The organism is Pseudorhodoferax sp. Leaf265 (assembly GCF_001422365.1).
Taxonomy (GTDB): domain Bacteria; phylum Pseudomonadota; class Gammaproteobacteria; order Burkholderiales; family Burkholderiaceae_C; genus Pseudorhodoferax.
In genome coordinates this window covers 74,255-94,465 of sequence record NZ_LMMT01000013.1, presented here as the reverse complement: position 1 = coordinate 94,465, position 20,211 = coordinate 74,255, and the positions used below count along the sequence as shown (strand labels likewise).

The 20,211-nt window shown below is 69.6% G+C and carries 22 protein-coding genes; 18 read left to right on the top strand and 4 right to left on the bottom strand.

The window, feature by feature from the left end:
* Positions 1 to 8: 8 nt before the first annotated feature.
* Positions 9 to 842, top strand: coding sequence for a transglutaminase family protein (locus ASF45_RS14680; RefSeq protein ID WP_056663623.1), 834 nt, complete (start codon positions 9 to 11; stop codon positions 840 to 842).
* Here the strand turns inward: ASF45_RS14680 and ASF45_RS14675 are convergent, their stop codons facing one another.
* Positions 843 to 1,805, bottom strand: coding sequence for a helix-turn-helix domain-containing protein (locus ASF45_RS14675; protein WP_056663617.1), 963 nt, complete (start codon positions 1,803 to 1,805; stop codon positions 843 to 845).
* 182 nt (positions 1,806 to 1,987) lie between these two features.
* Here ASF45_RS14675 and ASF45_RS14670 point away from each other — a divergent pair, with 182 nt between their 5' ends.
* From ASF45_RS14670 to ASF45_RS14640, 7 genes are all read left to right on the top strand, one after another.
* The gene (locus ASF45_RS14670; RefSeq protein ID WP_056663614.1) at positions 1,988 to 3,187 is read left to right on the top strand and encodes an amino acid ABC transporter substrate-binding protein; all 1,200 of its coding nucleotides are present in this window, start codon (positions 1,988 to 1,990) and stop codon (positions 3,185 to 3,187) included.
* 1 nt (position 3,188) lies between these two features.
* On the top strand, positions 3,189 to 4,067 hold the full coding sequence (locus ASF45_RS14665) for a branched-chain amino acid ABC transporter permease (RefSeq protein ID WP_056663611.1): 879 nt from the start codon (positions 3,189 to 3,191) through the stop codon (positions 4,065 to 4,067).
* Positions 4,064 to 4,990, top strand: a complete 927-nt coding sequence (locus tag ASF45_RS14660; protein ID WP_056663608.1) for a branched-chain amino acid ABC transporter permease — start codon at positions 4,064 to 4,066, stop codon at positions 4,988 to 4,990. The genes ASF45_RS14665 and ASF45_RS14660 overlap by 4 nt, the downstream gene beginning before the upstream one ends.
* Entirely contained in the window at positions 4,983 to 5,720 is a 738-nt protein-coding gene (locus ASF45_RS14655; RefSeq protein WP_056663605.1) for an ABC transporter ATP-binding protein, read from the top strand. Before ASF45_RS14660 ends, ASF45_RS14655 begins: the two co-directional genes overlap by 8 nt.
* Positions 5,717 to 6,430, top strand: coding sequence for an ABC transporter ATP-binding protein (locus ASF45_RS14650; protein ID WP_056663604.1), 714 nt, complete (start codon positions 5,717 to 5,719; stop codon positions 6,428 to 6,430). Before ASF45_RS14655 ends, ASF45_RS14650 begins: the two co-directional genes overlap by 4 nt.
* Positions 6,431 to 6,447: 17 nt before the next feature.
* The gene (locus tag ASF45_RS14645) at positions 6,448 to 7,902 is read left to right on the top strand and encodes an aldehyde dehydrogenase (RefSeq protein ID WP_056663597.1); all 1,455 of its coding nucleotides are present in this window, start codon (positions 6,448 to 6,450) and stop codon (positions 7,900 to 7,902) included.
* Between the two features lie 93 nt (positions 7,903 to 7,995).
* Positions 7,996 to 10,320 (top strand): EAL domain-containing protein, encoded by a 2,325-nt coding sequence (locus tag ASF45_RS14640; RefSeq protein ID WP_082551026.1) that lies wholly within the window; start codon positions 7,996 to 7,998, stop codon positions 10,318 to 10,320.
* Between the two features lie 8 nt (positions 10,321 to 10,328).
* Here ASF45_RS14640 and ASF45_RS14635 read toward each other — a convergent pair whose 3' ends face one another.
* Positions 10,329 to 11,102, bottom strand: coding sequence for an SDR family NAD(P)-dependent oxidoreductase (locus ASF45_RS14635; protein WP_056663591.1), 774 nt, complete (start codon positions 11,100 to 11,102; stop codon positions 10,329 to 10,331).
* Between the two features lie 110 nt (positions 11,103 to 11,212).
* Here ASF45_RS14635 and ASF45_RS14630 point away from each other — a divergent pair, with 110 nt between their 5' ends.
* A complete protein-coding gene (locus ASF45_RS14630) occupies positions 11,213 to 12,127 on the top strand; it encodes a LysR family transcriptional regulator (RefSeq protein ID WP_056663589.1) in 915 nt (304 codons plus the stop codon).
* On the opposite strand, the gene ASF45_RS14625 is transcribed toward ASF45_RS14630, so the two are convergent.
* Positions 12,116 to 12,403: a YkgJ family cysteine cluster protein gene (locus tag ASF45_RS14625; RefSeq protein ID WP_056663587.1), complete on the bottom strand. Its 288-nt coding sequence runs from the start codon at positions 12,401 to 12,403 to the stop codon at positions 12,116 to 12,118. The two genes, ASF45_RS14630 and ASF45_RS14625, sit on opposite strands and share 12 nt — an antisense overlap.
* Positions 12,404 to 12,479: 76 nt before the next feature.
* On the opposite strand from ASF45_RS14625, the gene ASF45_RS14620 reads away from it, so the two are divergent.
* The 9 genes from ASF45_RS14620 to ASF45_RS14580 are packed head-to-tail and all read left to right on the top strand — an operon-like array spanning position 12,480 to position 19,336.
* Entirely contained in the window at positions 12,480 to 12,728 is a 249-nt protein-coding gene (locus tag ASF45_RS14620) for a type II toxin-antitoxin system Phd/YefM family antitoxin (RefSeq protein WP_063887678.1), read from the top strand.
* 1 nt (position 12,729) lies between these two features.
* A complete protein-coding gene (locus tag ASF45_RS14615) occupies positions 12,730 to 13,149 on the top strand; it encodes a type II toxin-antitoxin system VapC family toxin (protein WP_056663581.1) in 420 nt (139 codons plus the stop codon).
* Positions 13,146 to 15,074 (top strand): tRNA uridine-5-carboxymethylaminomethyl(34) synthesis enzyme MnmG, encoded by a 1,929-nt coding sequence (mnmG, locus tag ASF45_RS14610; protein WP_056663578.1) that lies wholly within the window; start codon positions 13,146 to 13,148, stop codon positions 15,072 to 15,074. Before ASF45_RS14615 ends, mnmG begins: the two co-directional genes overlap by 4 nt.
* 8 nt (positions 15,075 to 15,082) lie before the next feature.
* Positions 15,083 to 15,715 (top strand): 16S rRNA (guanine(527)-N(7))-methyltransferase RsmG, encoded by a 633-nt coding sequence (gene rsmG / locus ASF45_RS14605; RefSeq protein WP_056663725.1) that lies wholly within the window; start codon positions 15,083 to 15,085, stop codon positions 15,713 to 15,715.
* Between the two features lie 31 nt (positions 15,716 to 15,746).
* Positions 15,747 to 16,358 carry a LysE family transporter gene (locus ASF45_RS14600; RefSeq protein ID WP_056663577.1) on the top strand — a complete coding sequence of 204 codons (612 nt, stop codon included), beginning with the start codon at positions 15,747 to 15,749 and terminating at the stop codon, positions 16,356 to 16,358.
* Positions 16,358 to 17,122: a ParA family protein gene (locus tag ASF45_RS14595; RefSeq protein WP_056663573.1), complete on the top strand. Its 765-nt coding sequence runs from the start codon at positions 16,358 to 16,360 to the stop codon at positions 17,120 to 17,122. The genes ASF45_RS14600 and ASF45_RS14595 overlap by 1 nt, the downstream gene beginning before the upstream one ends.
* A complete protein-coding gene (locus tag ASF45_RS14590; protein WP_056663569.1) occupies positions 17,119 to 17,661 on the top strand; it encodes an alpha/beta hydrolase in 543 nt (180 codons plus the stop codon). Before ASF45_RS14595 ends, ASF45_RS14590 begins: the two co-directional genes overlap by 4 nt.
* 5 nt (positions 17,662 to 17,666) lie before the next feature.
* Positions 17,667 to 18,602, top strand: a complete 936-nt coding sequence (locus tag ASF45_RS14585) for a ParB/RepB/Spo0J family partition protein (RefSeq protein WP_056663566.1) — start codon at positions 17,667 to 17,669, stop codon at positions 18,600 to 18,602.
* Positions 18,602 to 19,336 (top strand): trans-aconitate 2-methyltransferase, encoded by a 735-nt coding sequence (locus ASF45_RS14580; protein ID WP_056663565.1) that lies wholly within the window; start codon positions 18,602 to 18,604, stop codon positions 19,334 to 19,336. Before ASF45_RS14585 ends, ASF45_RS14580 begins: the two co-directional genes overlap by 1 nt.
* A gap of 42 nt (positions 19,337 to 19,378) precedes the next feature.
* Here ASF45_RS14580 and ASF45_RS14575 read toward each other — a convergent pair whose 3' ends face one another.
* Entirely contained in the window at positions 19,379 to 20,209 is an 831-nt protein-coding gene (locus ASF45_RS14575) for a hypothetical protein (RefSeq protein WP_056663564.1), read from the bottom strand.
* Positions 20,210 to 20,211 lie beyond the last annotated feature (2 nt).

The following is a 20,211-nucleotide window of genomic DNA, read 5'->3' as shown; positions in this document are numbered from 1 at the left end:
GGCTCGCCATGCTGTCCTCCATCGACGTCAAGCTCGTCTACGACGTGACCGAGCCCACGCACTTCTGCCTGCACCTGCAGGTGGCGGACCATGCCGACCAGCACCTGCGCGAAGAGCGTCTGCAGGTGCAGCCCGCGCTGCCGCTGCACGACTACCGCGATCCGGTGAAGGGCAACCGCTTCGTGCGCTTCGACGCGCCTAAGGGGCAGCTGCATGTGCATTACAAGGCGGAGGTCGAGGTGCACTACGAAGTGCCGGCGCCGGAGCTGGGCGAGGCACCCGTGAACCAGATTCCCGACGAGGTGCTGCACTTCCTCTCGCCCACGCGTTACTGCGAATCCGACCTGCTCGGCAATGCCGCGCAGCAGCTGTTCTGCAAGGTGCCGGCTGGCCTGGCGCGCGTGCAGGCCGTCAGCGACTGGATCCACGACAACATCGCCTACACACCGGGTTCCAGCGATGCGACGACCACGGCCCAGCAGATCTTCGTGCAGCGCCAGGGCGTGTGCCGCGACTTCGCGCACCTGGGCGTGACCTTCTGCCGCGCTCTGAACATCCCGGCGCGGCTGGTGGCGGGCTATGTGTTCTTCGACGAGCCGCCGCAGGACTTCCACGCCATCTTCGAGGCCTGGCTGGACGGCCGCTGGGTGCTGTTCGACCCGACCCGCATGGCCGCCGTGGAACGGCTGGTGCGCGTGGGCACGGGCCGCGACGCCAAGGACGTGGCCTTCGCCACGCTGTTCGGCAAGGCCCAACTGCTCAGCAAGGACATCGCGGTGCGCGAGAGCGGGGCACCGCCCGCCGCCACTTCGGGCCAGCCGCTGCTGCGCGCCGTCGCCTGATCAGCCGCCGCCCGCGCGCGCGGCCTGGCGGAACTCGCTCGGGCTCAAGCCCGTGTGCTCGCGGAACACGCGCGCGAAGTGCGACATGTTCGAGAAGCCCCAGCCCAGCGCGATGTCGGTGATCGAGCGGCCAGCCGCGGGCGCCTGCCGCAGCTCCTGGATGCAGGCCTGCAGCCGCTGCTGCTGGATGTAGCTGGCGAGGGTCTGGTCGCCTTGCGCGAAGGCGTTGTGCAGGTGGCGCTTGCTGCAGTTCAGCGCGGCCGCGATCTGCTCGATGGACAGCAGCGGGTCGCGCAGGTGGCGCGCCACGTGGTCGCAGATGCGGTCGCGCAGCGCTTGCTTGAGCGTGACCTCCGTGCCCTGGCCCGCGAGCTCCAGCAGCGAGAGCTGCACCAGCTGCATGATGAGTTCGCCGGCGCCGCGCGCGGCCGTCTCGCTCATCGCGGGCAGCTCCAGGTAGGTGGTGCGCATGGTCTCCAGCGCCAGGCGCGAGATGCCGTTGGCGCCGCCCACGTGGCGCGCCATGAGCGGGTCGAGCCGCACGCCGCGCTCGGCCATCTGCTGCTTGGGCAGCATCACGATCAGGTGCTCGGTGGGCGCGGGGTTGTCGATCGCGTAGTCGTGCGTGGTGTCGTAGATGATCCAGCCGCCGGCCTGCGCGCGCGCCTTGCGGCCCCGCTGCTCGACTTCGGCGCTGCCCTGCCAGGGTGCGACGATCTTGAGGTAGCCGGCGTCGTCGCGGCGCGCCATCTGCGGCGTGCGCAGCACGCGGTGGCGGCCGGCCTCCAGCCGCGTCAGCACCACGTCGCCCGCGCGCGAGGCAGACAGCCGGCCGTTGAAGTCGCTGTCGCCGTAGAGGTCGGAGTCCAGGCCGCCGAAGTGGCTCCAGATCCATTCGCGCCATTGCGGGGCCCGGTCGCGCGCGGCGACCGCGTCGGTGCTCAGCAGCAGGGACGGGGTCATCGGCTTCTCCGGGGTGGGGGACGGGCCGCGATCATAGGCCGCGCTGCGCGGCGCGCGGGTGCTGTGCCGGGTTAACCCGGGGGGCCGTGCACGCTGGTGCCAGCATTCCGTGCACGCTGCGCACAGCGCGCGCAGCGGCGTCTTCCTACGATCCGGGACACCGATTTCGAGGAGACAACACCATGAGCATCCACTCCCGCCGCCGCGTGCTGCAAGGCGCGGCCGCCGCGCTCGGCAGCGCGGCCTTCGCCCCCGCGCTGCAGGCCCAGAACGCCCCCGTGCGCATCGGCTACGCCATGGCGCGCACCGGCCCCTGGGCGCCCGGCGCCCAGGTCAGCCAGGAGCCCAACTACATCCTGTGGGCCGAGCAGGTGAACGCCGCGGGCGGGCTGGACGTGAAGGGCAGCAAGCGCCCGATCGAACTCGTGGGCGTGGACGACCGCAGCGACATCGAGACCTGCGTGCGCAGCTACCAGAAGCTCATGGGCAGCGACAAGGTCGACCTGGTCCTGCCGCCCTGGGGCAGCAACGCCAACTTCGCGATCGCGCCGCTCGCGCAGCGCTTCGGCTACCCGATGCTGGCGCCCACGGCGCTGTCGCGCAAGCTGATCGACATGAACCTGTCGTTCTTCTTCTCCATCCTGCAGCAGCCCGACCGCATGATGGGCGCGCTGGTCGACATGCTGGTGGCCAGCGGCGTGAAGACCATCGCCATCGTCTACATGGACGACCTGTTCGGGCTGGAGAACTTCGCGGCGCTCAACAACGCGCTCAAGAAGACCTCGATCCAGGTGCTGGAGCGCAAGAGCTACCCGCTGGGCGTGAAGGACCTCTCGCCCGTGCTGCGCGGCATCAAGGAGCAGAACCCCGACGCCTTCATCGGCATCACCTACCCGCCCGACACCATCCTCGCGAGCAAGCAGGCCAAGGAGGTGGGCTTCAACCCGAAGTTCTTCTACGCCTCGGTGGGCACGGCCTTCCAGCTCTACCGCAACGTGATCACGGCGCCGGGCGCCGAAGGCGTGCTGGGCATGGGCTCGTGGAACAGCAAGACCAGCGCGGGCGCCAAGGCCTACTTCGACGCGCACACCAGGCGCTTCGAGGGCAAGGAGCCGGACCGCTGGGCCAGCGGCCATTGCTGGGCGGCGCTGGAGATCCTGCAGGCGGCTGTGGCGAAGGCCGGGCTGGACCGCAAGGCCATCCGCGACTACGTGGCCACGACCGCGCACAAGACCATCATCGGCGACGTGAAGTTCACGGGCAGCGAGAACACCGCCACGCCGGGCAGCGTGGGCCAGTGGCAGAACGGTGAGTTCGAGGTGGTGTGGCCTGCGGCCATGGCCACGGCCAAGCTGAACCCGGCCAAGCCGGCGTGGAAGTGACGTGTCGTTGACCGGCTGGTTCGAACTGTTGGCCAGCGGCCTCATCACGGGCGGCATCTACGCGCTCGTGGGCCTGGGGCTGAACCTGCAGTACGGCCTCATGCGCATCCTGAACATCGCGCATGGCGAGTTCCTGATGCTGGGCGCCTATGCCACCTGGATGGTGCACACGCTGCTGGGTTGGTCGCCGCTGGCCGTGCTGCCGCTGGCCTTCGCAGGGCTCATGCTGGTCGGCCTGGTGGTGCATGCGCTGACCTTCCGCAAGCTGGCGGCGCAGGCGCCCAACGTGGACGTGTTCGAGGCACGCGGGCTCATGGTGGCCTTCGGCCTGATGTTCCTGGTGCAGAACTTCGCAAGCTGGGCCTGGGGCGGCGACCTGCGCGGCTACGACTATCTGACCACGCCCGTGGCCATCGGGGGTGCGCAGTTCGCGGCCAACAAGCTCGTGGTGTTCGGCCTGGCGCTGGTGTTCGCGCTGGCGCTGATGGCGCTGCTGCGCTTCACCATGCTGGGCAAGGGCGTGCGCGCGTTGATGCAGTCGCCCACGGGCGCGCAGCTGGTGGGCATCGACACCAGGCGGCTGCACCCGCTGATGTTCGGCGTGGGGCTGGGCCTGTCGGGCGTGGCGGGTTGCCTGCTGTCGATGGCCTACACGATCACGCCTTCGATGGGCGAGCCCTACACGGTGACGGCGCTGATCGTCATCACGCTGGGCGGCTTCGGCAGCATGGGCGGTGCGCTGGCGGGCGGGCTGCTGCTGGGCGTGATCGAGGCGCTGGGCATGCACTTCACCAACCCCTCGCTCAAGTCGCTGCTCTCGTACGGCGTGTTCATCGCCGTGCTGCTCTGGAAACCCAACGGACTGTTTGCCAAACGATGAAGCGCGACTGGATTCTTCTGGCGGGTCTCACGCTGGCCGCGGCACTGCTGCCCGGCATCGCGAGCGAGTTCCTGCTCTCGCTGGCACTGACCTGCCTCATGTACGTGGCGCTGGCTTCCAGCTGGAGCCTGTTCTGCGGCAGCACGCGCTACCTGTCACTGGCCACCGCGGCCTTCTTCGGCATCGGTGCGTACACGAGTGCGCTGGTGCTGGAGAGCCTGCCGTGGCTCGCGGCCGTGGGCCTGGGGGCGCTGGTGGCCGCGGCCATCGCGCTCGTGATGGGCCTGGCCGTGCTGCACCTGCGCGGCACCTACTTCGCGGTGCTGACCTTCGGCATGACCGAGTTGATCCGCCATGCCGTGACCTACTTCGAGAAGCAGGTCACGGGCACGGTGGGCCGCGTGCTCGTTGTGGTGCCTGAGGAGGCCACGGTCTACTGGACGGTGCTGGGCATCGCCGCCATCGCCGTGGCCACGGCCATCGTGGTGCGGCGGCGCCGCTTCGGGCTGGCGCTGGTGGGCATCGGCTTCGACGAGCAGCGCGCGCAGACCCTGGGCGTGAACACGCGCCTGGTGAAGACGCTGGGCTTCGCGCTGACCGCCGCCTTCGCGGGTGCCATCGGCGCGGCGATGGCGGTGCGCTGGACCTACATCGACCCGGTCACGGTGTTCAACCCCTTCATCGGTTTTCAGACCGTGCTGATCGCGCTGATCGGCGGCGCCGCCACGCTGTGGGGCCCGCTGGTCGCGGCCGTGGTGTTCAGCGTGCTGGCCGAGACGCTGCGGCTGCAGCTGCCGCAGGCCTACATGGTGGCGCTGGGGGTGCTGCTGATCCTGTCGGTCATGTACCTGCCCGATGGCCTCGCAAGCCTGCGCTGGGCGCAGGTGCGTGGCTGGTTCCAACGGGAGCGGCTGCATGGCTGAACGTCTGCTCGAGGCCCGCGCGGTCACGGTGCGCTTCGGCGGCCTCACGGCCGTGGACGCGGTGGACGCGGCATTCGATGCCGGTGAACTGGTCGGCATCATCGGCCCGAACGGCGCGGGCAAGACCACCTTCTTCAACGCGATCTCGGGTGTGCAGCCGCCCACCAGCGGTGCGCTGGTGCTGGGTGGGCACGACCTGGCAGGGCAGGGGCCGCACCGCTTTGCGGCCCGGGGCGTGGCGCGCACCTTCCAGACACCGCGCGTGTTCGGCGGTCTGCGCGTGCGCGAGAACGTGGACTTCGGGCTGCAGTTCGCGGGCCGGGGTCGCACGGCCGGTCCGGCACTGGCGGACGCACAGACCATCCTGGCGCTGATCGGCCTGTCTGCGCAGGCGGACTTGCCGGCATCTGCTGTCACACCGGCCCAACAGCGCTTGCTGGAGATCGGCATGGCCCTGGCCACACGGCCGCGCCTGCTGCTGCTCGACGAGGTGGCCGCCGGGCTGACCGAGGCCGAGGTCGAGGCCATGGCCCGGCTGATCGGCCGGCTGCGCGGCGAGCTGGGCCTGGCCGTGGTCTGGATCGAGCATGCCGTGACCACCCTGCTGCGCCACGTCGAGCGCGTGCTGGTGCTGCACCAGGGCCGCAAGATCGCGGATGGCACGCCGGCCGAGATCACGCGCAATGCGGAGGTCATCGAGGCCTATCTGGGCGACGAGGTGGCGGCATGACGGCGTATCTGAAGATCCAGGACCTGGGCGCAGGCTATGGTGGCTTCAACGTGATCCGCTCCGTCGACCTCGCCGTCGGCCCCGGCCTCACGGTGATCCTCGGCCCCAACGGTGCCGGCAAGACCACGCTTCTCAAGACCCTGGCCGGCCTGATCCCGCGCACGGGCACCGTGCTGCTGGATGACGCGCTGCTGCCGGTGCGCCAGAGCGGCGTGGCCGTGCGGCGCGGCATGGCGCTGGTGGCCGAGGGCCGCCAGCTGTTCCCGCAGATGACCGTCGCCGAGAACCTCGAACTGGGTGGCTGGCTCAGCACGAAGGCCCAACGCACCGAGCGCCTGCGCCAGGCCTTCGCCGACTTTCCGCGCCTGGCCGAACGCGCCCAGCAGCTGGCCGGCACCATGAGCGGCGGCGAGCAGCAGATGGTGGCCGTGGCGCGCGCCATGATGAGCGCGCCGCGGCTGCTGATGCTGGACGAGCCTTCGCTGGGCCTGGCGCCGCGCATGGTCGACGAGTTGCTGGCCATCGCCCGCCGCATCGCCGACGCCGGCACCACCGTGCTGCTGGTCGAGCAGAACGTGAAGAAGGCCCTGGCCGTGGCCGACCGCGCCCATGTGCTGGAGCGCGGCGCGCTCGTGGCCAGCGGCCCGGCGGCAGAGATCGCCCGATCCGACATCGTCCGCCATGCCTATCTGGGCGTGGCAACCACTTGAGAAAAGGAGCAACCCTCTTGTCCGACCTGTCCATGCTCATCAACGGCCAAGCCGTGGCCGCCGAGAACGGCGCCAGCTTCGAGCGCCGCAACCCGCTCGACGAGAGCCTGGCGACGCGCGCGCCGGCGGCCTCCCCGGCCGACGCCATCCGCGCCGTCGAGGCCGCGGCCGCGGCCTTCCCGGCCTGGAGCCAGACCGGCCCCAACGCGCGCCGCGCCTTGTTGCTCAAGGCCGCCGACGCGCTGGAGGCCAAGGCGCCCGAGTTCATCGCCACGCTGCCGCGCGAGACCGGCGCCACGGCCATGTGGACGGGCTTCAACGTGATGCTCGCGGCCGGCATGCTGCGGGAGGCGGCAGCGCTGACCACGCAGGTCGCAGGCGAGGTGATCCCGTCCGACGTGCCGGGCAGCCTGGCCCTGGCCGTGCGCCAGCCGGCCGGCGTGGTGCTGGGCATCGCGCCCTGGAACGCGCCCGTGATCCTGGGCGTGCGCGCCATCGCCACGCCGCTGGCCTGCGGCAACACGGTGGTGTTCAAGGGCTCGGAGCTGTGCCCGCACACGCACCAGCTGATCGCCCAGGCCTTCATCGACGCGGGCTTTCCGCCCGGCGTGGTGAACTACATCACCAACGCACCGGCCGATGCCGCGGCCGTGGTGGACGCCATGATCGCCCACCCGGCCGTGCGCCGCGTGAACTTCACGGGTTCCACGCGCGTGGGCAAGCTCATCGCCGTGCAATGTGCGCAGCACTTGAAGCCCGTGGTGCTGGAGCTGGGCGGCAAGGCCCCCTTCGTGGTGCTGGACGATGCCGACCTCGATGCGGCCGTGGACGGCGCGGCCTTCGGCAGCTTCGCCAACTCGGGCCAGATCTGCATGAGCACCGAGCGCATCGTGGTCGATGCGGCCATTGCCGACGCCTTCGTCGCCCGCTTCGCGGCCAAGGCGAGCGCGCTGCCGCTGGGCGACCCGCGCGGCCCGAACCCGGTGGTGCTGGGCAGCGTGGTCGGCATGAACACGGTCACGCACTGCAACGCCTTGATCGACGATGCGCTGGCCAAGGGCGCCAAGCTCTTGTGCGGCGGCAAGGCCGAGAACACGCTGATGCCGGCCACGCTGCTGGACCATGTGACGCCCGCCATGCGCCTGTACAACGAGGAGACCTTCGGCCCGGTGAAGGCCATCGTGCGCGTGAACGGCGTGGAGGAGGCGATCCGCGTGGCCAACGACAACGCCTACGGCCTGTCGTCCGCCGTGTTCGGCCGCGACACGGCGCGCGCCATCGCAGTGGCGCAGCGCATCGAGTCGGGCATCTGCCATGTGAATGGCCCCACCGTGCACGACGAGGCGCAAATGCCCTTCGGCGGTGTCAAGGGCAGCGGCTGGGGGCGCTTCGGCGGCAAGGCCGGCATCGCCGAGTTCACGGACCTGCGCTGGGTGACGGTGCAGACCGGGGAGCGGCACTACCCGTTCTGACTTCGCCTACACCGATCCCGGAAAACATGCCTTGCAGTCGCGGCGCATGCAGGCGATGCTCGGCGCCCGGAACATGGCGGAGAAGGGCGGGCGATGCCGGCTGGGTCCGACGGTGCAGGTGTGCTCATGGCCACGGTGGCGGTGCTCGTCGCCGTGCTGGGGCTCGGCTGCGCGCTGGCCCTGCTGTGGCTGTACCGGCGCCTGGGACTGCAGCGCGGGCAACTGCGCAAGGCGCTGAGCCAGCTCGCGCACTCCGAGCAACAGACGCGCGACGCCAACGAGCTGCTGCTGGCCAAGCAGGGCGTGGAGCAGGCCTTCGCGGAACTCTCCACCTACATGCAGGGCATCGACCAGCATGCGCTGGTCTCGGTGACGGATGCCGCCGGCCGTATCCTGCGGGTCAACGACAAGTTCGTGCAGACCAGCGGCCATGGCCGCGAGGAACTGGTGGGCCAGGACCACAGCATGCTCAATTCGGGCTACCACAACCACGCCTTTTTCGAGCGCATGTGGACCACGATCCAGCGCGGTGAGATCTGGCGCGATGTTGTGTGCAATCGTAATGAGGCGGATGGACTGTATTGGGTCGACATGGCCATCGTGCCGCAGAAGGACGCGGCGGGCCAGATGGCGCGCTACATCGCCGTTTGCGTGGACATCACTGAGCAGCGGCGCCAGGAGGACGCACTGCACTACCGCGCCACCCACGATGCGCTGACCGAGCTGCCCAACCGCACCCTGCTGCTGGAGCGCATGGCGCGGACCATCGCGCGGGCCCGCAGCCGCCAGCGGCCGGTGGCGGTGTACTTCGTCAACCTCAACCGCTTCAAGCAGATCAACGACGGCCTGGGCCGCGGCGCGGGGGACCAGGTGCTTTCCGAGATGGCGCGGCGCCTGCAGGACCAAGCACGCGGCGGCGACACGGTGGCGCGGTTGGCGGGGGACGAGTTCGTCGTGGTCAGCGAGGGGCTGTCGCGCAGCATGGTCGAGCCCTTCGGCGCGCGCCTGCAGACCGTGTTGCAGGCGCCGGTGCTGTTGTCCGGCGAGCCGCATGTGCTGGGCGGCAGCGTGGGGGTGGCGTTGTTCCCCGACCATGGGGACGACCCGGAAACGCTGGTCAAGCGGGCCGACCTGGCCATGGTGCAGTCCAAGAGCCGCAGCGATGGGGGGGTGTGCATCTTCTCCAGCGAGATGCAGGACGCCATCGACGTGCGTGTGCAGAAGGAGGCGCGCCTGCGCGAGGCCATCGTGCGGCGCGAGCTGGTGCTGCACTACCAGCCCCAGGTGGACTTCGAGACCGGCGCGCTCGTGAGCCTGGAAGCGCTGGTGCGCTGGGATTCGCCCGACTACGGCTTCCTGATGCCGGGCAAGTTCATCGGCCTGGCCGAGGAGTCGGGCCTGATCGGCGCGATCGACACCTACGTGGTGGACGCCGCCTGCCGCCAGATGCGGCAATGGCACCAGCAGGGCCATGGCTGGATCCGCACAGCCGTGAACCTGGCGGCCACGAAGTTCTCCGACCCGCAGTTCAAGACCGAACTGCACGAGGCCATGGCGCGCTACGGCATCCCGCCTGGCGTGCTGGAGCTGGAGGTGACCGAGAGCTTGGCCATGCGCGACCCGGATGCGGCGCTGGTGCTCATGCACGAGCTCAAGGAGCTCGGCATCCTGCTCTCGGTGGACGACTTCGGCACGGGCTATTCCAACCTGGGCTACCTCAAGCGCTTTCCGGCGGACCGGCTCAAGGTCGACCAGTCCTTCGTGCGCGGCCTGCTCAAGAGCCCGCAGGACAGGGCCATCGTCGCGGCCGTGGTGCGGCTCGCGCACAACCTGAACATGCGGGCCATCGCCGAGGGCGTGGAGAGCGAGGACGAGGCCATCCTGCTCTATGCGCTGGAAGTGGACGAGATCCAGGGTTACTGGATGGCGCGCCCGCAGCCGGCCGAGGCGGTGGAGAAGCTGTTCGACCAGCCGATGCTGCTGGACCCTGCGACCTTCCTGCAACGCGAGGCGCTGCCGGTGGTGCTGTTGGTGGAGGATGAGACGATCACGCGCGAGCTGCTGGAACACGTGCTGCAATCCTTCGGTGTGCGCGTGGCCAGCGCGGCGAGTGCCGAGCAGGCCATGGAAATGTTCCACCAGCACGACTACGCCATCGCCGTCGTGGACCACTGGCTGCCGGGCAGCAGCGGCATCGAGCTGCTGCGCGAGATCCGCAAGCGCATGCCGCACACCGCGCGTGTGCTGATGACCGCCAGCAACGATCCGCAGGTGCTGCGCGACGCCATCAACATCGGCGGCGTTGCGCACTTCCTGGCCAAGCCCATCGACCCCGCCGTGCTGCGCAACGTGGTGCACGACGCCTGCTGGAACACGGCGGCGCAACGCCGGCGCACGCCGCCACCGCCGGCGGGCTGATCCCCGCGTCAGAGGAACATGCCACCCGAGGCTTCCACGCGCTGGGCATTGATCCAGCCTGTGCCGGGGGCCAGCAGCGCGGCGATGACGGGACCGATGTCGTCGGGCTGGCCGACACGGCCGAGCGCGGTCTGCGCTGCGACGAAGGTGTTGAGCGCAGCGTTGTCGCGCACCGCGCCGCCGCCGAAGTCGGTGGCGATGGCGCCCGGTGCGACCACGTTGACGCGGATGCCGCGCGGGCCCAGTTCCTTGGCCAGGTAGCGTGTGAGCGTTTCCACGCCCCCCTTCATCGTCGCGTAGGCCGCGTACCCCGGCAGTGCGAAGCGGGCCAGGCCCGACGACACGTTGACGATGCGCCCGCCATCGGCGATCAGTGGCAGCAGCGCCTGGGTCAGGAAGAACACGCCCTTGAGGTGGATGTTGACCATCTGGTCGAACTGTTCTTCCGTGGTGTCGGTGAACGGGGTGTGCACGCCGGTGCCAGCGTTGTTGACGAGGAAGTCGAAGCGGTCACGGCCCCAGGCCTGGCTGAGCGCGGTGCGCAGTGCGGCCGCGAAGCCAGCGAAGTGGCGCACGTCGGCCACGTCCAACTGCAGCGCCACGGCGCGGCGGCCCAGCGCCTGGATCTCGGCCACGGCGGCGGCGGCCTCGGTGGCGTTGCGCTGGTAGGTCAGCACCACGTCCGTGCCCTGGCGGGCCAGGGCCAGCGCGGCGTTGCGGCCCAGGCCGCGGCTGGCGCCGGTGATGAGGGCGATGGGGGTGTCGATGCGGGAGGTGGTCATGGGGGACTCCAGTGGGGTTGCGATGGGCATGACTTTATTGATGTGCTGGTGGAAGAAAAAGACGCGCCAAGTGATAGATTTGTTCGTCCAAAACGAACAGTGAGCACGCCATGGTCCGCCCCGAACTGCTGCTGGTCTTCACGCGCGTGGCCGAGTTGTCCAGCTTTACCCAGGCGGCCGACAGCCTGGGCTTGCCCAAGGCCAGCGTGTCCAAGTCGGTCAAGCAGCTGGAGGAGGCCGTGGGCACGCAGCTGCTGCGCCGCAACACGCGGCGCGTGGTGCTCACGCACGATGGCCAGGCCTGCTACGAGCGCTGCAAGGACATGCTGGCCAGCTTCGACGACCTGCAGGCCATGTTCCGCCAGGGCGAGACGCTGCGCGGCCGGCTCCGCGTGGACATGTCGCTGGGCATGGCGCACCGCGTGGTGCTGCCGCGCCTGCCCGCGTTTCTGGCCCTGCACCCGGCGCTGGAGATCGAGTTGTCCAGCAGCGACCGGCGCGTGGACCTCGTGGCCGACGGCTTCGACTGCGTGGTGCGTACGGGGCCGCTGGACGCCTCCGACCTGGTGGCGCGCCCGCTCGGCATGCTGGTGCAGCACAACCTGGCCAGCCGCGCCTACCTGGCGGCGCACGGTGTGCCGCAGACGCTGGACGACCTGGCGCACCACCGGCTCGTGCACTACGCGACGCGGCTGGGTGTGCGCAGTGCCGGCTTCGAGGTGGAGGAGGACGGTGTGGTGCGGGGCATCCCCATGCAGGGCAGCGTGACCGTCAACAACTCCGAGGCCTATGGCGCGGCCTGCCTGGCCGGGCTGGGGCTGATCCAGGCGCCGACCATCGCGCTGCGGCCGCAGGTGGAGGCCGGCGAACTGGTCGAGGTGCTGCCGCAGTGGCGTGCGCCCGGCCTGCCGGTGACCGTGCTGTACGCGCACCGGCGCCAGCTGCCGGCGCGGCTGCGCGTGTTCATGGACTGGTTGGCCGAGGTGCTGGCGCCCTATCTGGCGCCGCCTGCTTCAGCGAACTGAGGCGGGCGCGGTCGCGGCTTCCAGCCGCGTGAGCCAGGCCATGGCGGCGCGAGCGTCGCGGCCGCACATCTCGTGCGAGGGCTGCAGGCCGGCGCAGACGGCCGGGCGCTCGGGCGAACCGAAGATGCGGCAGCGCAGGTCTGCATCGAGCTGGACGCAGGGCACGCCGGCCGGCTTGCCCGCGGGCATGCCCGGGATGGGCGAGCTGATCGAGGGCGCGGTGCAGCAGGCGCCGCAGCCGCTGCGGCAGGGGGGAGGGGCGTCCGGGTGCGGCATGCGGGGGATTGTCGGCCACGGGCGGCGCAGTTCAGGATCGCCCCATAAAATGTACAGATTCTTGAGAGTTGTACAGATGCAGATGTTGCCCCTGAGTGAATTCCGCGCCAACGCCTCGGCCATGCTCGACCTGGTCGAGCAGGGTGAGACCGTGCGCATCCTGCGCCATGGCAAGCCCGTGGCCGACCTGGTGCCGGTGCGCGAGAGCGCGGCTGAGCGCGTGCCGAGCTGGAAGCGCAAGATCGAGCCGCTGCAGATCGCGCGCCCCGACGGCAAGACGGGCGCACAGCTCATCATCGAAGAGCGCGAGCAGGCGCGCTACTGACATGCGCTTGCTGCTCGACACTTCCGCGCTGTACAAGCGCTACGCAGCGGAGGCCGGCACCGACGAGGTGGCGGCACTGGGCGAGGCGGCCCGCGAGATCTGCGTGGCGCCGCACTGCCTGACCGAAGTGGCCTCCGCCCTGAACCGGCAGCGCCACGATGGTCTGGTCAGTACGGATGCCTACGCCCGCATCATGGCCGACCTGCACCGCGACTTCGAGGACTTCTCGCTGGTGCCGCTGGACCCGCGCGTGCAGGCGCTGGCCATTTCCGCGATGGAGCGTGCGCAGCTGCGCGCCATGGACGCACTGCACATCGGCTCGGCGCAGCACGCCGCAGTCGACCTTTTCGTCACAGCCGACCGCCGCCAGGCCGTCGCTGCCGAGGCCGCCGGCCTCAAGACCCGATTGATCACCGCATGAGCACCCCCTACACCCACCCCCAGGAATTCGACGTCATCGTCGTCGGCGGCGGCCACGCCGGCACCGAGGCCGCGCTGGCCGCCGCCCGCATGGGCGGCAAGACGCTGCTGCTGACCCACAACATCGAGACATTGGGGCAGATGAGTTGCAACCCGTCCATCGGCGGCATCGGCAAGGGTCACCTGGTCAAGGAGGTCGACGCGCTGGGTGGCGCCATGGCGCTGGCCACCGACGAGGGCGGCATCCAGTTCCGCATCCTCAACTCGAGCAAGGGCCCGGCCGTGCGCGCCACGCGCGCCCAGGCCGATCGTGTGCTCTACAAGGCCGCGATCCGGCGCATGCTGGAGAACCAGCCCAACCTCTGGCTGTTCCAGCAGGCTGTGGACGACCTGATGGTGCAGGGCGACCGCGTCGTCGGTGCCGTGACCCAGGTCGGCATCGCCTTCCGCGGCCGCGCCGTGGTGCTGACGGCCGGCACCTTCCTGGACGGCAAGATCCATGTGGGCCTGAACAACTACGCGGCCGGCCGCGCGGGCGACCCGCCGGCGCAGTCGCTGAGCGCACGCCTCAAGGAGCTGAAGCTGCCGCAGGGCCGGCTCAAAACCGGCACGCCGCCACGCCTGGACGGGCGCAGCATCGATTTCTCCAAGTGCGCCGAGCAACCCGGCGACGGCATGCCGGGAGGCGAGCGCGACACCGTGCCCGTGTTCAGCTTCCTGGGCCGGGCCGACATGCACCCGCGCCAGATGCCGTGCTGGGTCACGCATACGAACGCGCGCACGCACGACATCATCCGTTCCGGCTTCGACCGCAGCCCCATGTTCACGGGCAAGATCGAAGGGGTGGGGCCGCGCTATTGCCCCAGCGTGGAAGACAAGATCAACCGCTTCGCCGACAAGGACAGCCACCAGATCTTCCTGGAGCCCGAAGGCCTGACGACGCACGAGTTCTATCCCAACGGCATTTCGACCAGCCTGCCGTTCGACATCCAGTACGAGCTAGTTCGCTCCATGCCAGGCCTGGAGAACGCCCACATCCTGCGGCCCGGCTACGCCATCGAGTACGACTATTTCGACCCGCGCGCGCTCAAGAGCAGCTTCGAGACGCGTGCCATCCAGGGCCTGTTCTTCGCCGGCCAGATCAACGGCACGACGGGATACGAGGAGGCGGCCGCCCAGGGCCTGTTCGCTGGCGCCAACGCCGCGCTGCAGTGCCTGGGGCGTGAGCCCTGGCTGCCGGCCCGCGACCAGGCCTACCTGGGCGTGCTGGTCGACGACCTGGTCACCCAGGGCGTCAGCGAGCCCTACCGCATGTTCACGAGCCGGGCCGAGTTCCGGCTGCAGCTGCGCGAAGACAATGCGGACATGCGCTTGACCGAGGTCGGCCGCCAGATGGGCCTGGTGGACGACGCACGCTGGGACGCCTTCAGCCGCAAGCGCGATGCTGTTTCACGTGAAACACAGCGGCTGAGGTCGCTCTGGGTCAATCCGCGCAACCTGTCGGCTGCCGAGGCCGAGCGCGTGCTGGGCAAGGCCATCGAGCACGAATACAACCTGGCTGACCTGCTGCGCCGCCCTGGTGTGGACTACGCTGGCCTGATGTCGCTGGATGGCGGCCGCTTTGTGCCCGAGCAGGCGCTGGGCGAGGACGAGGTCGAACAGATCGAAATCGCCGCCAAGTACGCCGGCTACATCGGCAAGCAGAAGGAAGAGGTCGAGCGCGCCGCGCATCTGGAGACGCTGCGCGTACCGGAGGACTTCGACTACATGGCCGTGCCGGCCCTGTCGATCGAAGTGCGGCAGAAGCTGGCGAAGCAGCGGCCCGAGACGCTGGGCCAGGCATCGCGCATCTCCGGCGTCACACCGGCCGCGATCTCGCTGCTGCTGGTGCACCTCAAGAAGCGCGGCCGCGCTGTCAGCGCGTGAAGGGCCGCTTGATCGATGCCGCCCAGGCCCTGGGTCTGGCGCTGTCGGATGCCGAGGCCGACGCCTTGTTGGCCTACCAGGGCCTGATCGCCAAGTGGAACAAGGTCTACAACCTGACGGCCGTGCGCGACCCGGAGCAGATGCTCACGCAGCACCTCGTCGATTGCCTGGCGGCCGTGCCGCCGTTGCGGCGGCTGTTGGCAGAGCAGGGCCGTGACGCTCCGGCGCTGCTCGATGTCGGCGCCGGCGCCGGGCTGCCCGGCGTGGTCTTCGCCATCCTGCATCCGCAGCTGCAGGTGCACTGCGTGGACACGGTGGCCAAGAAGGCTGCCTTCGTGCAGCAGGTGGCGGTGGAACTCAAGCTGTCCAACCTCCGCGGCCTGCACGCGCGCGTGGAAAGCCTGGGGCAGGGCTACGACATCGTGTCCAGCCGGGCTTTCGCCTCGCTGGTCGACTTCACCAACTGGTCGCGTGCAGCGCTCAAACCAGGTGCGGTGTGGCTGGCCATGAAGGGCAAGGAACCAGTGGAGGAAATCGCCGCGCTATCGCCCCAGGTAAAGGTGTTTCACGTGGAACATCTGCAGGTTCCCAGCCTGGGCGCCGAGCGCTGCATCGTCTGGATGCGTCCCGCTGCCGCTTAAACTCGCGGCCTGCTTCCCCCTAGGAGAACCCGTGTTCGGCATTGCTGACTACGGCGCATTTGTCGCCGCCATCGTCGTCTTTTTGATGATTCCCGGGCCGGGCAACCTGGCGCTGATCACTTCGGCCAGCAAGGGTGGCCTGCGTGGCGGCCTGGCCTGCGCCGCCGGCATCATCCTCGGGGACCAGATCCTGCTGTGGCTGGCGCTGGCCGGCGTGGCCGCCGTGCTGGCCGCTTATCCGGCCGCCTTCCATGCCGTGCAGTGGCTGGGCGCCGCGTACCTGGCCTGGATGGGCGTGCGCATGCTGCGTGCCAAGCCCGGCGACGCGCCCGTGCTGCAGATGCAGCCACGCCACTACCTGCGCCAGGCGCTCATGATCACCTTGCTGAACCCGAAGGCCATCGTCTTCTACATGGCCTTCTTCCCACTGTTCATCGATCCGGCCCGGCACCAGGGGGTGGTGACCTTCGGCGTGATGGCCGCCACCATCGCCGTGCTGGGCTTCACCTACAGTCTCATCGCCGTGCTGCTCACGCACCGCCTGGCAGAGCGCCTGCGCGCGAACCGCCGCATCTCCAGCGCCCTGGAGAAGATCGCCGGGCTGTTCCTGGTCGGCTTCGGCATCAAGCTGGCGGTGCAGTGATGGCGCGTGTTTTCTGCATTGCCAACCAGAAGGGTGGCGTGGGCAAGACGACCACCACCGTGAATCTGGCCGCCGGCCTGGTGCGTGCCGACCAGCGCGTGCTGCTGATCGACCTGGACCCGCAGGGCAACGCCACCATGGGCTCGGGCGTGGACAAGCGCGCGCTGGAACTGTCGGTCTACGACGTGCTGCTGGAGTCCGCCAGCATCGCCGAGGTCCGCGTAAAGTCCGAGAAGTGCGGCTACGACGTGCTGGGCGCCAGCCGCGAGTTGGCCGGCGCCGAGGTCGAGATGGTCAGCATCGAACGGCGCGAGCGCCGGCTCAAGCAGGCGCTCGAAGCGGTGCAAGGCGACTACGACTTCGTGCTGATCGACTGTCCGCCGTCCCTGTCCATGCTGACGCTGAACGGCTTGTGCGCCGCGCACGGCGTGGTTGTGCCCATGCAGTGCGAGTACTTCGCGCTGGAAGGGCTGACCGACCTCGTCAACACCATCAAGCAGGTCCACGCCAACCTCAACAAGGATCTGAAGATCATCGGCTTGCTGCGGGTGATGTTCGATCCGCGCATCACGCTGCAGCAGCAGGTCAGCGACCAGCTCAAGGGCCACTTTGGCGACAAGGTGTTCGATACCGTGATCCCGCGCAATGTGCGCCTGGCCGAAGCACCCAGCTACGGCCTGCCGGGCGTGGTGTTCGACCCGGCCGCGCGCGGCAGCCAAGCCTACCTGAGCTTCGCGCGCGAGATGGTGGCGCGCGCACGATGAGCGTCCAGGTGCTCACGCTGCCGGGCTGGCAAAGCTCTGGCACCGGCCACTGGCAGACCCTCTGGGAGCAGCGCTATGGCGACCGCCGTGTCGAGCAGCACGACTGGATGCGGCCGCTGCGTGGCGACTGGCTGGCGCGGCTGGACGAGGTGCTGCTGGGCCTGCCGGCCGACCGACCGGTGGTGCTGGCCGCCCACAGCCTGGGCTGCATCCAGGTCGCGGCCTGGGCCGACCACAGCCGGCTGACGGCGCGCGTGCGCGGTGCCTTGCTGGTGGCACCCGGCGATGTCGAGCGCGAAGACCTGCGCGTGCTGCTTCCGGGTTGGGCGCCGATTGTGCGCCGCCGCCTGCCGTTCCCCAGCTTGCTGCTGGGCAGCAGCGACGACCCCTTTTGCAGCCAGGAGCGTGCCCAGGTCATGGCGCAGGATTGGGGTGCGGCCTACCACGACATGGGCGCCGGTGGCCACCTGAACGCCGAGTCCGGCCTGGGTGACTGGCCTGTGGCGCGTGCGCTGCTCGAAGAACTCAAGAAAGATTGATTCCTATGGTCACCAAACGCCCCAAGGGCCTGGGCCGCGGGCTGGAAGCCCTGCTGGGCCCCACCGTTTCCGACACGCCCGCCGCCGAGGCGGGCACGGCTGCCGACGGCAAGCCCAGCACGCTGGGCCTGGATGCCATGGTGCCGGGCCAGTACCAGCCGCGCACGCGCATGGACGAGGGCGCGCTGTACGAGCTGGCCGAGAGCATCAAGGCCCAGGGCATCATGCAGCCCATCCTGGTGCGCCAGTTGGCCGCGGGCGAGCACGCCGGCAAGTACGAGATCATCGCGGGTGAGCGCCGCTTCCGCGCCGCGCGCCTGGCCGGTCTGGACCAGGTGCCGGTGCTCGTGCGCGACGTCCCGGACGAATCCGCCGCTGCGATGTCGCTGATCGAGAACATCCAGCGCGAAGACCTCAACCCGCTCGAAGAGGCCCAGGGCCTGCAGCGCCTGGTGCGCGAGTTCGGCATGACGCACGAGCAGGCGGCCCAGGCCGTCGGCCGCTCGCGCAGCGCCGCCAGCAACCTGCTGCGCCTGCTGCAGCTGGCCGAACCCGTGCAGACCATGTTGATGGCCGGCGACCTGGACATGGGCCACGCGCGCGCGCTGCTGTCGCTGGACCGGGCCACGCAGATCACGGCCGGCAACCAGATCTCGGCCAAGAAGCTGTCGGTGCGCGAGGCCGAAAGCCTGGCGAAGAAGTTGTCGGCCGAGTTCACGCTGACCTCGCCCAACAAGCCCAAGAAGGAAAAGTCGCGCGACCTGAAGCGGGTGGAGGAGGAGCTCTCCGACCTGTTCGCCGCCGACGTCGAGATCCGTATCAAGAAGCGCGTCAAGCGCGGTGGCCGTGTGCAGGAGGCGGGTGAACTGAGCATCCAGTTCGGCTCGCTCGAAGAATTGAACGGCCTGATCGAAAAGCTGTCGCCCACGGTTGCGCGCTGATGCCGCGCCTGCCCTGGCCACTGCCCGCCGTGCTGGCCTGGGCGCTGGCCTGGGGCCTGTTCCGTGCGCTGCAGGTGCTGGGCTGGACCCCATGGCCCGCGCTGCTGTTGGCCAGTGCTGCGGGCGTCCTGGCCAGCGTGCTGGGCAGCACGCCATGGCGTCGGGCGCTGATCGCGCTGGGCTTTCCGCTGGCCTTGCTGCTGAGCGGCGCGGCCCAGTGGCCGGCCTGGGCCTGGCTGCTGCCATTGGTGCTGCTGGCCCTGGTCTACCCGCTCAACGCCTGGCGCGACGCGCCGCTGTTCCCGACACCGGCCGATGCCTTGCAAGGCCTGGACATGCGCGCGCGGCTGCCGCGTGGCGCCCGGGTGCTGGATGCCGGCTGCGGCCTGGGCCACGGCTTGCAGGCGCTCAGCTGTGTATATCCACAGGTTGAACTGCACGGCGTGGAGTGGAGCTGGCCGCTGCGCCTGGCCTGCGCGCTGCGCTGCCCCTGGGCCCGCGTGCGCCAGGGCGACATGTGGCGCGCCGATTGGCGCCCCTATGCCATGGTCTACCTGTTCCAGCGGCCCGAGAGCATGGCGCGCGCGGTGGCCAAGGCCGAGGCCGAACTCGCACCGGGCGCCTGGTTGGTCAGCCTGGAGTTCGAGGCCGCGGCGCTGCGGCCCACGGCCCGCCTGGAGGGCGCGGACGGTCGGCCGGTCTGGCTGTACCAGGCCCCCTTCATCCGCGCATGAAAAAACCGCCCGAAGGCGGTTTCCTGTGGGCGCAGGGAAGGCTTACTGGCCGACCTTCAGCACGCCGCCGCGGCCCAGGCCGCCCTTGACTTCCTGCGCCTTGTAGTTGCGCAGCGAGATCACCATGGAATTCCAGGAGTCGATGAAGGCGGCCACCGTGGCCTTGCCCTCGGGCGTGCGCGAGAAGCCGCCCAGGCCGGCCGCAGCGCCGCCGCCGAAGGCGCCCAGGGCGGCACCGAAGTTGGTGGCCGTGGCATTGCCTTCGGAGATGCCGATCTGCACGCCCGAACGGATGTCGAACAGCGTCATGGTCACGACCGACGCCTTGCTCTCCATGCTGCCGGCCAGGGCGCCGAAGCCGCCAGGCAGGAAGGCACCCAGGCCGGCCGCCACTTTGCCGGTGGAGTCGTTGTCGATGATGATGGCCGGCTCGAGGAAGTAGTCGGCCGCCACGCGCTGGCCCTTCTCCTGCTTGGAGCCCGCACGGAACTCGCCCGAGTTGCGCTGCTTGTCGGTGATGGCCGACAGCTTGCTCTCGGTACGGTTGTTGCCAATGGAGGTGATCACGAAGCAGTTGGACTGCTGCACGGCCAGGCGCAGCAGCGGCTCGATCGAGGTGACCTTGGTGGCCGCGCCGAAGCTGGCGTACCACTCCTTGCCGCGGCCGTCGTCTACCGCCAACGTGCCCAGCGGCGCATCGCAACGCTCCAGGTTGGGGTTGGCACCCGCGCTGGTGCCGCCGGCGGCGCCGCCGGTCACGGCCGTCGGGGCGGAGCCGGTCGTGATCTTGCCGCCGCCGGGCGTTTCACAGCCGGCCAGGGCTAGCACGGAGGCGGCCAGCACGGCGGGACGCAGGAAGGAGGAGGTGTTCATGG

What these genes read in the sequence shown, in the direction of transcription:
- ASF45_RS14580 (WP_056663565.1), top strand. Translation starts at nt 18,602, where the DNA reads ATGCCGCGCCTGCCCTGGCCACTGCCCGCCGTGCTGGCCTGGGCGCTG.
- ASF45_RS14630 (WP_056663589.1), top strand. Translation starts at nt 11,213, where the DNA reads ATGGTCCGCCCCGAACTGCTGCTGGTCTTCACGCGCGTGGCCGAGTTG.
- ASF45_RS14635 (WP_056663591.1), bottom strand. Translation starts at nt 11,102, where the DNA reads ATGACCACCTCCCGCATCGACACCCCCATCGCCCTCATCACCGGCGCC.
- ASF45_RS14655 (WP_056663605.1), top strand. Translation starts at nt 4,983, where the DNA reads ATGGCTGAACGTCTGCTCGAGGCCCGCGCGGTCACGGTGCGCTTCGGC.
- mnmG (WP_056663578.1), top strand. Translation starts at nt 13,146, where the DNA reads ATGAGCACCCCCTACACCCACCCCCAGGAATTCGACGTCATCGTCGTC.
- ASF45_RS14675 (WP_056663617.1), bottom strand. Translation starts at nt 1,805, where the DNA reads ATGACCCCGTCCCTGCTGCTGAGCACCGACGCGGTCGCCGCGCGCGAC.
- ASF45_RS14680 (WP_056663623.1), top strand. Translation starts at nt 9, where the DNA reads ATGCTGTCCTCCATCGACGTCAAGCTCGTCTACGACGTGACCGAGCCC.
- ASF45_RS14585 (WP_056663566.1), top strand. Translation starts at nt 17,667, where the DNA reads ATGGTCACCAAACGCCCCAAGGGCCTGGGCCGCGGGCTGGAAGCCCTG.
- ASF45_RS14670 (WP_056663614.1), top strand. Translation starts at nt 1,988, where the DNA reads ATGAGCATCCACTCCCGCCGCCGCGTGCTGCAAGGCGCGGCCGCCGCG.
- ASF45_RS14615 (WP_056663581.1), top strand. Translation starts at nt 12,730, where the DNA reads ATGCGCTTGCTGCTCGACACTTCCGCGCTGTACAAGCGCTACGCAGCG.
- ASF45_RS14660 (WP_056663608.1), top strand. Translation starts at nt 4,064, where the DNA reads ATGAAGCGCGACTGGATTCTTCTGGCGGGTCTCACGCTGGCCGCGGCA.
- ASF45_RS14625 (WP_056663587.1), bottom strand. Translation starts at nt 12,403, where the DNA reads ATGCCGCACCCGGACGCCCCTCCCCCCTGCCGCAGCGGCTGCGGCGCC.
- ASF45_RS14595 (WP_056663573.1), top strand. Translation starts at nt 16,358, where the DNA reads ATGGCGCGTGTTTTCTGCATTGCCAACCAGAAGGGTGGCGTGGGCAAG.
- ASF45_RS14620 (WP_063887678.1), top strand. Translation starts at nt 12,480, where the DNA reads ATGCAGATGTTGCCCCTGAGTGAATTCCGCGCCAACGCCTCGGCCATG.
- ASF45_RS14640 (WP_082551026.1), top strand. Translation starts at nt 7,996, where the DNA reads ATGCCGGCTGGGTCCGACGGTGCAGGTGTGCTCATGGCCACGGTGGCG.
- ASF45_RS14590 (WP_056663569.1), top strand. Translation starts at nt 17,119, where the DNA reads ATGAGCGTCCAGGTGCTCACGCTGCCGGGCTGGCAAAGCTCTGGCACC.
- ASF45_RS14575 (WP_056663564.1), bottom strand. Translation starts at nt 20,209, where the DNA reads ATGAACACCTCCTCCTTCCTGCGTCCCGCCGTGCTGGCCGCCTCCGTG.
- ASF45_RS14650 (WP_056663604.1), top strand. Translation starts at nt 5,717, where the DNA reads ATGACGGCGTATCTGAAGATCCAGGACCTGGGCGCAGGCTATGGTGGC.